The 12091-nt window shown below is 66.6% G+C and carries 13 protein-coding genes; 7 read left to right on the top strand and 6 right to left on the bottom strand.

The features are described 5' to 3' along the window. Window positions 1-31: 31 nt before the first annotated feature. The 4 genes from JQ635_RS24205 to JQ635_RS24190 all read left to right on the top strand — a co-directional run bounded on the left by JQ635_RS24205 (window position 32) and on the right by JQ635_RS24190 (window position 2937). Complete coding sequence (locus JQ635_RS24205) at window positions 32-451, top strand: HIT domain-containing protein (protein WP_211412293.1); 420 nt, start codon at window positions 32-34, stop codon at window positions 449-451. Between the two features lie 10 nt (window positions 452-461). Continuing rightward, a complete protein-coding gene (nudC, locus tag JQ635_RS24200; protein ID WP_211412292.1) occupies window positions 462-1400 on the top strand; it encodes an NAD(+) diphosphatase in 939 nt (312 codons plus the stop codon). 6 nt (window positions 1401-1406) lie between these two features. Further along, complete coding sequence (locus JQ635_RS24195) at window positions 1407-2330, top strand: sugar kinase (RefSeq protein ID WP_211412291.1); 924 nt, start codon at window positions 1407-1409, stop codon at window positions 2328-2330. A 97-nt stretch (window positions 2331-2427) separates the two neighbouring features. Next, the gene (locus tag JQ635_RS24190) at window positions 2428-2937 is read left to right on the top strand and encodes an Lrp/AsnC family transcriptional regulator (protein ID WP_080137704.1); all 510 of its coding nucleotides are present in this window, start codon (window positions 2428-2430) and stop codon (window positions 2935-2937) included. A gap of 65 nt (window positions 2938-3002) precedes the next feature. On the opposite strand, the gene JQ635_RS24185 is transcribed toward JQ635_RS24190, so the two are convergent. Both JQ635_RS24185 and JQ635_RS24180 read right to left on the bottom strand, forming a co-directional pair. After that, on the bottom strand, window positions 3003-4352 hold the full coding sequence (locus tag JQ635_RS24185) for a sensor histidine kinase (RefSeq protein ID WP_211412290.1): 1350 nt from the start codon (window positions 4350-4352) through the stop codon (window positions 3003-3005). Further along, window positions 4352-5074 (bottom strand): response regulator, encoded by a 723-nt coding sequence (locus JQ635_RS24180; RefSeq protein WP_211412289.1) that lies wholly within the window; start codon window positions 5072-5074, stop codon window positions 4352-4354. The genes JQ635_RS24185 and JQ635_RS24180 overlap by 1 nt, the downstream gene beginning before the upstream one ends. A 182-nt stretch (window positions 5075-5256) precedes the next feature. Between JQ635_RS24180 and JQ635_RS24175 the strand changes: the two genes are divergently transcribed. From JQ635_RS24175 to JQ635_RS24165, 3 genes are all read left to right on the top strand, one after another. Continuing rightward, window positions 5257-5478, top strand: a complete 222-nt coding sequence (locus JQ635_RS24175; RefSeq protein ID WP_211412288.1) for a hypothetical protein — start codon at window positions 5257-5259, stop codon at window positions 5476-5478. A 73-nt stretch (window positions 5479-5551) separates the two neighbouring features. Next, window positions 5552-5863 carry a cysteine rich repeat-containing protein gene (locus tag JQ635_RS24170; RefSeq protein WP_349631881.1) on the top strand — a complete coding sequence of 104 codons (312 nt, stop codon included), beginning with the start codon at window positions 5552-5554 and terminating at the stop codon, window positions 5861-5863. Between the two features lie 9 nt (window positions 5864-5872). Continuing rightward, window positions 5873-6712, top strand: a complete 840-nt coding sequence (locus JQ635_RS24165) for a sterol desaturase family protein (RefSeq protein WP_211412286.1) — start codon at window positions 5873-5875, stop codon at window positions 6710-6712. A gap of 14 nt (window positions 6713-6726) precedes the next feature. Here JQ635_RS24165 and JQ635_RS24160 read toward each other — a convergent pair whose 3' ends face one another. The 4 genes from JQ635_RS24160 to JQ635_RS24145 all read right to left on the bottom strand — a co-directional run. Next, window positions 6727-8226, bottom strand: a complete 1500-nt coding sequence (locus JQ635_RS24160; protein ID WP_211412285.1) for a phosphomannomutase/phosphoglucomutase — start codon at window positions 8224-8226, stop codon at window positions 6727-6729. 208 nt (window positions 8227-8434) lie between these two features. Next, the gene (locus JQ635_RS24155; protein ID WP_211412284.1) at window positions 8435-8947 is read right to left on the bottom strand and encodes a TIGR02281 family clan AA aspartic protease; all 513 of its coding nucleotides are present in this window, start codon (window positions 8945-8947) and stop codon (window positions 8435-8437) included. 267 nt (window positions 8948-9214) lie between these two features. Continuing rightward, window positions 9215-11689 (bottom strand): ATP-dependent helicase HrpB, encoded by a 2475-nt coding sequence (gene hrpB, locus JQ635_RS24150; protein ID WP_211412283.1) that lies wholly within the window; start codon window positions 11687-11689, stop codon window positions 9215-9217. A 123-nt stretch (window positions 11690-11812) separates the two neighbouring features. Continuing rightward, the coding region (locus JQ635_RS24145; protein WP_283826898.1) for a UDP binding domain-containing protein at window positions 11813-12091 on the bottom strand (279 nt) is incomplete at its 5' end.

The raw sequence follows: 12091 nt of genomic DNA, 5'->3' as shown, positions 1-12091 counted from the left end.
AGCCCGCCCATCGGGCCATCCGGAAACTCATATGTCCGAACCCGCCTGGTCGCTGCACTCCCGCCTGAAAGAGGACACCATCGACATCGGCGATCTACCGCTGTCGAAGGTGCTGGTCATCAAGGACGCACATTATCCCTGGCTGCTGCTGGTGCCGCGGCGACCCGATGCGGTCGAGATCATCGATCTCGACGAGGTCCAGCAAGCGCAGCTGATGACCGAGATCTCCCGCGTCTCGCGCGCGCTGAAGGAGATCACCAAATGCGACAAGCTCAATGTCGCAGCGCTCGGCAATCTCGTGCCGCAGCTGCACGTCCACATCATCGCGCGCCGCACCAGTGACGCGGCTTGGCCGCGGCCGGTGTGGGGCGTGATGCCGCCTCTGGCTCATGACGCCACTGAAGTTCAGAATTTCATCAGCGCGCTTCGCCGAAAAATCTGGTTGGGTTGAAAGAATAACAATGTCAGCATTCGACGCATTTCCGCTGGGGCAGCCGGCCTTCGTCACCAACGTCCTCGACCGCGCCGCGCATCTGCGCCGCGACGATGAAAAGCTGTTCGCGCTGGAGCAAAAACCGTCCTCGCGCGCCTATGTCGTCTACCGCGACTCGCTGCTGGTGAAGCGTGAGGGCGACAAGGTGCGCGCGCTGCTCTCGATCGACGAGGCGCTGAAATGCGGCGCCAATCCCGGCACGATCTTTTTGGGCCTGCGCGACGGCGCGGCAATGTTCGGCATGGGCATGCCGCAGGCTGCCGCCGAAAAGCTGATCGGGCGCGAGGACTACACCGTCACCGAGCTGCGCGGCATGGCGATGCAGGGCGCGATCCCGCCCGACGAGCTGTCCGCGATCGCAATGGCGAAGTCGATGGTGGGCTGGCATCAACGCCACGGCTATTGCGCCAATTGCGGCGCGCGCAGCGCGATGAAGGAAGGCGGCTGGAAGCGCGAATGCCCTGCTTGCAAGGCCGAGCATTTTCCGCGCACCGATCCTGTGGTGATCATGCACGTCGCCTCGGGCGAAAAATGCCTGCTCGGCCGCCAGAAGCACTTCCCGCCCGGCATGTATTCCTGCCTCGCCGGCTTCGTCGAGGCGGCCGAAACGATCGAGGACGCGGTGCGCCGCGAGATCCTCGAAGAATCCGGGATTCGTTGCACCGACGTGCAATATTACATGACGCAGCCCTGGCCCTATCCGTCGTCGCTGATGATCGGCTGCAGTGCGCGGGCCGTGAGCGAGGACATCGTCGTCGACCATTCCGAGCTGGAAGACGCGCGCTGGTTCACGCGCGAGGAAGCGGCGAAGATGCTGACGCGGACGCATCCGGACGGGCTCGCCGGCCCGCATCCCTTTGCGATTGCCCATCACCTGCTCGGCCGCTGGGTGCACGACAAGGGCTAACCGCCGATGGCGCCAGCCGTGATCGCGCCGCGCATCCTCTGCATCGGCATTCCCGTGCGCGATCTGACCTTTCGCGTCGAGGCCGTGCCCGCGCGCGGCAGCAAGGCGAACGCCACGCATCTTGCGGAGATCTGCGGCGGCAATGCGCTCAATGCTGCGATCGCCATCGCGCGGCTTGGCGGCCGCGTTTCGTTCGCGGGGCCGATGGGCGATGCCGGTGAAACATCGAGCGGCTTCATTCTTGAGCGGATGGCCGCCGAGGGCATCGAGACCGGCCATATCCTGCGTATGCCGGGCGCGACCACGCCCGTCTCTGCGATCATCATCGATGCGACAGGCGAACGGACGCTGACCATCTATCGCGATCCTGCGCTGTGGACGGTGAAGCTGCCCGACGCCGACAAGCTGCTCGCCGATTGCCGGGCGGTTCTGGTCGAGAGCCGCTGCGCATCGTTCTGCGTAGACCTCTGCGCTGAGGCACGTCGGCGCGGCATTGCCGTCGTAGCCGGCGTCGACCGCGCGATGTCGTTGCAGGACGGGCTGCTCACCGCTGCCTCGCACCTGCTGTTCTCGAGCGAGCAGGTGCAGGAGACGGCCGGCATCGCCAATGACGGCGAGGCCTTGAAGCTCCTGGCAAGCCTGACCCCGGCCTTCCTCGCCGCCACCCGCGGCCCGCAGGGCACGATCTGGCTGGACGAGGCGGGCGCGCTGGAGGAGACCCCGGCCTTCCCGGTCCAGGCCGTCGATACGCTTGGCGCCGGCGACGTCTTCCATGGCGCATTCGCGCTTCGCCTTGCCGAGGGTAAGGGAGTGCGGGAGGCGCTGCGATTCGCCGCGGCCGCCGCAGCGCTGAAATGCACCCGTCACGGCGGGGGCCTGGCTGCCCCGCAACGCATTGAAGTTGAAGAGTTTTTGTGCGGTCAACCCTAGAGCGATTCCACCGTTACGCCGAGATTATGGGCTTGTGGTGGAAGGATTTTCTCTATATCAGGGAAATCTGCCCCTGAAATGGAACAAAGTTCTTCAAATGACTGATGCCGCTGTCCAGATCCCCGAGACCAGCCGCCGCCTCGACGCCATCGACCGCAAGATCCTGATGGTACTCCAGGAAGATGCCTCCCTGTCCGTCGCCGAAATCGGCGACCGCGTCGGGCTGTCCTCGACCCCCTGCTGGAAGCGCATCCAGCGCCTGGAGGCCGATGGCGTGATTCTGAAGCGGGTCGCCCTCGTCGACCAGAACAAGATCGGGCTCGGTATCTCTGTGTTCGTGTCGGTCGAGAGCGCCGACCATTCGGACGCCTGGCTGAAGCGGTTCGCGGAGGCCGTCAGCGCCATGCCGGAAGTGATGGAGTTTTATCGCATGGCCGGCGACGTCGATTACATGCTGCGCGTCGTGGTCGCGGACATGCACGCCTATGACATCTTCTACAAGAAGCTGATCAGCGCCGTGCCACTGAAGAACGTCACCTCGCGCTTCGCGATGGAGAAGATCAAGTCGGTCACGGCGCTGCCGATCCCGGCGGTGGTGGCGGCCTGACGCGCGGTTATTGTTTTGACGCGTTTTCTTCACGTGAACCGGTATCCACTTCGCTCGAAAACGCTTCACGCCGTCTGAAAGACCGGGAGCGCGAGATTGACGCGCGTGCCTCCGCCCGGGGCCGCCCCGATCTCGATCGTGCCGCCATGGGCTTCGACCAAATTGCGGACCACGGCGAGGCCGAGGCCGGCGCCGCCGGTCGCGCGATTGCGCGATTTCTCCAGCCGATGGAACGGCTCCAGCACGGTCTGACGCTGATCGGCGGGAATGCCCGGCCCCTCGTCGTCGATCGACACGACGACGGCACCGTCCTTCAGGGCCGTGCGCACATGCGCCGCGTGGCCGTAAGCAAGCGCGTTGTCGATGATGTTGGCGAGGATACGCCGCAGCGCCAGCCGGTCGCCGAGCACGACGGCATTCCGGGCGCGCTCGTCCGTCACCAGATCGACCGGCTTGCCCTGAACGCGCCGGTCGTGCACCTCGACGGCGATCAGCGCAGCCAGTTCCACCATCTCCTGCGACAGCCCGCCGGCGCCGGCCCGCGTCGACAGCAGCGCATCGTCGAGCAGCCGGATCATGTCGTCGATATCAGCGACCGCGCGCTGCCGCTCGGCATCGTCGGGGATGTGCTCGACGCGCAGCCGCAGCCGTGTCGCAAACGTCCTGACGTCATGGGCGATGCCGCCGACCAGCGTCATGCGCGCGCGCAGCATCTCGGCGAGCCGCGCCTGCAAGCGGTTGAACGCGGCGATGACGGCGCGGATCTCCGGCGCGCTGCGCCGCGCATCCGGCAGCGGCGGCGGATCGGCCGACAAATCGACGCGGTCGACCGCCGCGGCAAGCCGCGCCAGCGGCCGCGTCTCGCGCTGCATGACGAGAAGCGCCAGCAGCGCCACGATCGAGCCGAACAGGCCCGCGCCGAAGCCGACGGGCAGGCCGAACGGGGTCACCGGCAGGCGGGTATAGGCGTCGATGACCAGCAGATCGCCGCTGCGCAGTCCGATGCGGAACTCGACCGCATTGGCCATCAGCCGCGCGAGACGGGGAAACAATCGGCTGGCGCGATGATCGGGCGGGGACACGATCTCGACGGGGCGGCCCGCAAGGCCGGCCGCATAGGTCTCGCGCAACTGCTCCTGCTGCGGCGGCGTCTCGCCGCTGACGGGTGCGCCCGACGGCACGATGCGCGCCATGAATTGCGGCGACGACACCGCGTCGAGGACGGCCTGCCGCGCGTCGCCGGCCGTGCGCTCGAGCAGCGTTGCAAGCGCATCGAGCCGCGCCGGCGATGGCCGCGTCAGCTCGTTCTCGTGCACCGTGGTTCGATAAAAGATCGCCAGGATGACGGTGACGACCACGGTGAATCCCACCAGTCCGATCAGCGCCAGTCGCGCGGCAAGCGTGACGCGCAGCATCACGACACCTGCTTCACGGTCGCGGTAAACAGGTAGCCGCCATTGCGCACCGTCGTGATCAGGTTCGAGCCGGGGCTTGCGCCGTCGAGCTTGCGTCGCAGCCGCGAGATCAGCATGTCGACGGTGCGGTCGAACGGCTCAGCCGAACGGCCGCGGGTCCAGTCGAGGATCTGGTCGCGCGTCAGCACCCGGCGCGGGCGCTGCACGAAGCAGCCGAGCAAGTCGAACTCCGCGCTCGTCAATTGCAACGCGACGACCTCGCTCTCGACAGTCTCGACACTGCGCGAGTCGAGATCGATGACAAAACGGTCGAACGCGAAGCGCCGAACCAGCGGCTTTGCCGGCGCCCCGTTGGCGCGGCGCAGGATGGCACGAACGCGCGCCAAGAGTTCGCGCGGCCCGAACGGTTTTGTCAGGTAATCGTCCGCGCCCATCTCGAGGCCGACGACGCGATCGATCTCGTCGCTCTTGGCGGTCAGCATCAGGATCGGGAGAGAGTCGTCGGCGCGCAAGCGGCGGCAGATCGAGAGCCCGTCCTCGCCCGGCAGCATCAGATCGAGGATGACGAGGTCGGGCCGCACGCGCTGGAGCATGTTGTCCATCGCCTTGCCGTCGGCGACGCAGGCGACCTCGAACCCCTCGCGTCGCATGAAGTCGGCAACGAGGCGGCTGATCTCTGGATCGTCCTCAACCATGAGAATCGTGACCGCTTGCGTGTTCATGGCTGCATTGTGGGCAACGGCACGCGTCGCGCAAGGGCGCCGGCGCACCTGTTACATAGTGTTACACGGGGCCGACAAAGCCCTAACAAACGTTTCGCTCCTGCAAAGCGGTGCAGACGCCGTAGCGCCAGTCTCCTCCTCACGGCTCCCGCTCACGGCAGCCCCACAAGGAGACGACGATCATGACCAAGTTCTTCCTCACCTCCCTCGTCATCGGCGCCCTGTCGGTTGCTGCCGCAGCCGACGCCAATGCCTGGACGCGCTCGGCGACCGGCTCCGGTCCGCGCGGCACCTCCAGCGTCACCGCGACGGGAAGCTGCGCCAACGGAAGCTGCACGCGCAACGTCACCCGCACCGGCCCGGCCGGCAACACCTACACCCGCACCGGCACGATTTCGCGCTGAGCGGGCCGGACCGTCGCCGCGCCTGCCCCGGGCGGCGACGGTCCATCACCTCTGATCAGAAAGGATGAGCACCGTGTCATCGATTTTCCGTTTCCTGCCGCGAGCTGTGGCCATCATCGCCCTCGGCGCCTCGACGTCCGCGTTCGCCCAAAGCCAACCGCAAATGCAGATCACGCCGCAGATGCGGAGCGAAGCGCGAGCGGTCATGCAGGCCTGCCGCGCCGACTATGACCGGCTTTGCAGCGATGTCGCGCCGGGAGGCGGACGCATCCTCGCCTGCCTGCAATCCCATGCCGGCCAGCTCACCCCGACCTGCGCACAAGCCCTGCCCCGCGCTCAGGCGCTGAGGGACAGCGCCGTCAGCGCCGGCGTCGCACCGAAATAGGAGGACGCTGTGGGCTACGCCTCACTCCTGCTTGATCCGACGCTGCGGCACGTGGTCCTGGCGACGGCGGTCGGCCTGATGCTGCTCGAATACGGCATCGGCCGGCTCGCGCATCGCGAGACCCACGACTGGCGCGAAAGCGTCGCATCGTTCGGCGTAGCCCTCGGGCAGAACCTGCTACGCGCGGTCGAGGCCGGCATTCTCGCGGTGCCGTTCGCGTTCCTGTACGAGCATCGCCTGTTCGACTTCGCGCAGACCAGCCCGCCGGCGCTCGCCGGCTTATTCATCGGCAGTGAGTTCCTGTACTACTGGCAGCACCGCGCCTCGCACCGGATTCGCTGGATGTGGGCGACGCATGCGGTGCATCACTCGACGACGCGGCTGAACCTGACCGCGGCGATCCGGCTCGGCTGGACCGGCAACCTCTCGGGCAATTTTCTATTCTTCCTGCCGCTCGCGCTGCTCGGCTTCCATCCCCTCGCGATCGTGTCGATGCTGGGGATCAATTTGTTCTACCAGTTCTTCATCCACAGCGACTTCGCGCCGACGCTCGGCGTGCTCGAATGGCTGCTCAACACGCCGAGCCACCATCGCGTGCATCATGCCTGCAACGAGCCGTGCCTCGACAAGAACTATGGCGGCATCCTGATCGCATTCGACCGCCTGTTCGGGACCTTTGCCGAGCAGCCCTCCGACCAGCCGCTCCGCTTCGGTCTCGTTGGCGGAACGGCATCCTTCAATCCGATCCGGATCGCGCTCGGCGAATGGATCGCGATGCTGGGCGATGCCTGGAAAGCGCAGGGCGCAGGCGCGAAGCTCCGCGCCCTGTTCGGCCCGCCCGGTGGCTGAGCGCGCGCAGGCGCTCAGATCGTCTGATTGTACTCGCCGACCTCGGGATGCGTGCGCAGCACGCTGTTCACCATCTCGAACATGTCGTGCATGCGCTGCTCGGAGACCGGGCTCTCGACCACGACAACGAGTTCGGGCTTGTTGGAGGAGGCGCGCACCAGGCCCCAGCTGCCGTCCTCGACCGTGACGCGGACGCCGTTGACGGTGACGAGATCGCGGATCGACTGGTCGCCGATCTTCGCGCCCTTGGCCTGCAGGCCTTCAAAATGCTTCACCACCTTGTCGATGACGCCGTATTTGACCTCGTCGGCGCAATGCGGCGACATGGTCGGCGACGACCAGGTTCTTGGCAGCGCGTTCTTCAAGTCCGCCATCGACTTGCCGGGCGCGCGATCGAGCATGTCGCAGATCGCGATCGCCGACACCAGGCCGTCGTCATAGCCGCGGCCATACGGCTTGTTGAAGAAGAAATGCCCCGACTTCTCGAAGCCGGCGAGCGCGCCGGTCTCGTTGGTGCGGCGCTTCATGTAGGAATGGCCGGTCTTCCAATAGGCGGTCTTGGCCCCCTGCTTCTGCAGCACCGGGTCGGTGATGAAGAGGCCGGTGGACTTCACGTCGACGATGAACTGCGCGTCCTTGTGGATCGCCGACATGTCGCGCGCCAGCATCACGCCGACCTTGTCGGCAAAGATCTCCTCGCCGGTGTTGTCGACGACACCGCAGCGATCGCCGTCACCGTCGAAGCCGAGCCCGACATCGGCCTTGTGATGCAGCACCGCGTCGCGGATCGCGTGCAGCATCTCCATGTCTTCTGGATTCGGATTGTATTTCGGGAAGGTGTGGTCGAGCTCGGTGTCGAGCGGGATCACCTCGCAACCGATCGCCTCCAACACCTGCGGCGCGAACGCGCCGGCGGTGCCGTTGCCGCAGGCCGCGACGACCTTGAGCTTGCGCGTCAGCTTCGGACGATTGGTGAGATCGGCGATGTAGCGCGCTGGATAATTCTCGTGGAACTGGTAGGCGCCGCCGGCCTTGTTCTTGAACTCGGCGTTGAGGACGATCTCCTTCAGCCGCGTCATCTCGTCGGGGCCGAAGGTCAGCGGACGGTTGGCGCCCATCTTCACGCCGGTCCAGCCATTGTCGTTGTGCGAGGCGGTGACCATGGCGACGCAGGGCACGTCGAGGTCGAACTGCGCGAAATAGGCCATCGGCGTCACCGCAAGGCCGATGTCATGCACCTTACAGCCGGCCGCCATCAGGCCGGAGATCAGCGCATATTTGATCGAGGCCGAATAGCCGCGGAAGTCGTGGCCCGTGACGATCTCCTGCTTGACGCCGAGCTCGGCGATCAGTGCGCCCAGGCCCATGCCGAGCGCCTGCACACCCATCAGGTTGATTTCCTTCTGGAACAACCAGCGCGCGTCGTATTCGCGAAAGCCGGTAGGCTTCACCATCGGCTCGGATTCGAAGGCGTAGGTGTTGGGCAGCAAGACGGGTTTCGGCTTGGGAAACATTGATACAGTCTCGTGAAAAGGGCAGGAATTGATGCAGCCTTAGCGAATGCCGGGCCGCAGCGGAAGGCGGGAATGAAGGCTTATGGCCGATAATTGCGGCAGTTTGGTAACGGCGAAACGCAATCTTGCGCGGGACTTGCGCTCGTTCCGTTCAAAAATTTGGTGCGAATGGCCGTTCGTCAGCGCGCCAGGGAGCGCATGACGCGTATTACTGCTCCAGCACCATCTGCCCGTTGGCGTATTCGAAGCGCTTGAGGCGGGACAGGAAGGACAGGCCGAGCAGGTTTTCCGACAATGCCTCGTCGGGCAGCACCATGGCATCGACGTCGCGCACGATGAGGCCGCCGACATCAAGCATGGCGATGCGGGTGCGCGCGGCCTTGATGGTGCCGTTGGCGGTGGAGACGGTGGCGTTGTATTCGCTGCGCGAGGGACGCAGGCCGAAGCGGGCGGCCGATGTCTCGTTCAGCGCGACGACGGAGGCGCCGGTGTCGACCATGAAGCCGATGCGCTGTCCGTCAATCCGGCCCTCGGTCTGGAAGTGACCACGGCCATCGCGGGAAATGGCGAGGCTGCGGCCTCCGGCCGGCGCTGCGGCGGCGACAGCGACTGTCGTGCGCGGCACTGAGGTGGCAGACGCCGAGCTCATCTTGTCCGCCATCTGCGCCATGAAGGTGCCGAGGCCGATCATGATGGCCGCGAAGATCATAATGTTACGCATCACACCACTTCCGAGCCGGAATGCTCGATTTCACCACGCAACCCGTCTGCCCGCGAGCGGAGCCGCGGCCAGAACCTGGCCATTTTGGCGAAAAGGATGAGCGTACGGTTAATGCGGCTACTTAAACCTCTCCCCGCCTGCGGGGAGAGGTCGGATTGCGAAGCAATCCGGGTGAGGGGGTACAGGTCTATCGATGGAGACGAGCCTGAGGAGACAACCCCCACCCCAACCCTCTCCCCGCAAGCGCGGGGCGAGGGAGAAGACATCTCACGTCCCGCGCGGCTTCGCCCGCCGGGTCGGCAGTGCGCTCGCGGGATCGTCCGGCCAGGGATGGCGCGGATAGCGGCCGCGCAGGTCGGAGCGCACGGCGGCGTAGCTGCCGCGCCAGAAGCCGGGGAGGTCGCGCGTCACCTGCACCGGGCGCTGTGCCGGCGACAGCAATTCCAGCACCAGGGGCACCTTGCCGGCCGCGATTGACGGATGGGTGTTGAGGCCGAACAATTCCTGCAGACGCACCGCGATGGTCGGCCCCTGCTCGGCCTCGTAGTCGATCGCGAGCACGCTCCCCGTCGGCGCCTCGAAATGGGTCGGCGCCTCGCGGTCGAGCCGTGCGCGCATCTCCCACGGCAACAGCGCCATCAGCGCATCGGAGAGATCGCCGGCGGAGATGTCCTTGACCGCGATCTTGTCGTAGAGCGCCGGCACCAGCCAGTCGTCGCGCCGCGCAATCAGGCCGTCGTCGGACAGATCCGGCCAGCTGTCGCCCTCGGCCTTGCGCAGGAACATGACGCGGTCGCGCCATTGCTTGGCGGCTTTCGACCAGGGCAGCCGGTCGAGGCCCGCGGCAATCAGTCCGTCCGCAAAGATGCGCGCGGTGTCTTCCGAAGGCGACACGGCAAGCGTGGCCTCGGAGAGCGTGATCGCATGCAGCGCGCGCTTGCGCCGTGCGCGCAGCGCCATCGCGCCGCGATCGAAGGAGATCTCGTCGACGGTTCCGATATGCTCGGCGAAATGAAGCTCGATCTCGTCCTGCGTAATCTGCGCCGCAAGCAGGATGCGGCCGCTCGCCGCCGTTCCCGTCATCTCGCCGATTGCGATATAGGGCGCACGGGCGAGCGAGGACGTCTGCTCCACGGCGGCGCCGCGACCATTGGCGAGCACGAAGCTGCCATTGCCGCGATTGCGCGCGACGCGGTCCGGGAAGGCATAGGCCAGCATCAGGCCGGTGGAGAGATCCTCCTGTTGCCCCGCCTTCTCGGACGCTGCCACCTGCGAGGCCCAGCGTCGCGCCAGATCGCGCGCGCTCGCGGCGCGCGGGGAGCGGTCGCGGCGGAACTGGTCGCGCCGGTGCTCGAGATCGACACTGTCGCCGCCGAGCCCGCGCTCGGTGATGATGGCCGCAATCTCGGCGGCGGCCTCGCCCTCGCCGGCGCGATGCGAATCCACGATCATGCGCGCCAGCCGTGGCGGCAACGCCAGCGCGCGCAGGCTCTTGCCCTCCGCCGTGATGCGGCCATCGGTATCGAGCGCGTTGAGCTCGGAGAGCAGGCTCTTTGCCTCTTTCCAGGCCGGCTGCGGCGGCGGATCGAGGAAGGACAGCGCGGCGGGATCAGCGACGCCCCATTGCGCGAGATCGAGCACGAGCGAGGACAGGTCGGCGCTGAGGATTTCCGGCTGGGTGTAAGGCGCGAGCGAGGCCGTCTGCGGCTCGTCCCAGAGCCGGTAGCAGACGCCGGGCTCGGTGCGGCCGGCGCGGCCGCGGCGCTGGTCCACCGCCGCGCGCGCGGCGCGCACGGTCTCGAGCCGGGTCAGGCCAATGTCGGGCTCGTAGCGCGGCACGCGGGCGAGACCGGAATCGACCACGATGCGCACGCCCTCGATGGTCAGCGAGGTCTCCGCGATCGAGGTCGCCAGCACCACTTTTCGCGTACCCTTCGGCGCCGGAGCAATAGCGCGGTCCTGCACGGCGGCATCGAGCGCGCCGAACAGCGGCACGATCTCGATGCTGGCGTCCTGCACGCGCTCGGAAAGGAAATTCTGGGTGCGGCGAATCTCGGCGGCGCCCGGCAGGAATGCCAGCACCGAGCCGCTGTCGGCGCGGAGCGCAGAGACAATGGCATCCGCCATCTGCCGCTCGATCGGTGCGTCCGCCTTGCGGCCGAGATAGCGCGTCTCGACCGGAAAGGCGCGGCCCTCGCTTTCGACGACGGGCGCCTCGCCCAGCAGCTTTGCCACACGCGCGCCATCGAGCGTGGCCGACATCACGAGGATGCGGAGATCCTCGCGCAGGCCGGTTTGCGCATCGCGCGCCAGCGCGAGGCCCATGTCGGCATCGAGCGAGCGCTCGTGGAATTCGTCGAACAGGATAGCGGCAACGCCTGACAATTCAGGATCGTCGAGGATCTGGCGCGTGAAGATGCCTTCGGTCACGACCTCGATGCGGGTCGCGCGCGAGATCTTCGAGCCGAACCGCACGCGGTAGCCGACGGTCTCCCCGGTGCGCTCGCCGAGCGACTTGGCCATGCGGTCGGCGCTGGCGCGCGCGGCGATACGGCGCGGCTCCAGCACGATGATCTTTTTGCCTTTGGCCCAGGGCGCATCCAGCAGCGCCAGCGGCACGCGCGTGGTCTTGCCGGCGCCCGGGGGAGCCACCAGCACGGCCGCGTTGTGCGCCTCCAGCGTGCGCGACAAATCGTCGAGCACGGCATCGATCGGGAGGGGCGTGTCGAAAGTGCGGGGCAATAGTCTCGGTCCGTCATCGTCCGCGCGCGGCGGACGATCCAGTCAATTAGATCCCGGCCATTCCGGAGATCTGTGTGTACTGGATACCCCGCCTTCGCGGGGTATGACAATCGTGTGTCGCTGTCAGCCCCGCGCCGACGGGCGGCCGACGCTCTCATAGGTGAAGCCGGCCGCGCGCATGTCTTCGGGGCTGTAGATATTGCGGAGGTCGACGACGACGGGCTGCGCCATGACGCTCTTCAGCCGGTCGAGATCGAGGCCGCGGAACTGCACCCATTCGGTGACGACGACCAGCGCGTCGGCGCCTTGCGCGCAGGAATAGGCATCCTCGCAATAGGTGATGTTCGGCAGCTCACCCTTGGCCTGCTCCATGCCGACGGGATCGAACGCCTTGACCTTCGC

Source organism: Bradyrhizobium iriomotense, assembly GCF_018130765.1.
GTDB classification, from domain to species: domain Bacteria; phylum Pseudomonadota; class Alphaproteobacteria; order Rhizobiales; family Xanthobacteraceae; genus Bradyrhizobium; species Bradyrhizobium iriomotense_A.
Note: the sequence above shows the minus strand (reverse complement) of the source record. Positions and strands in the feature narration are given on the sequence as shown.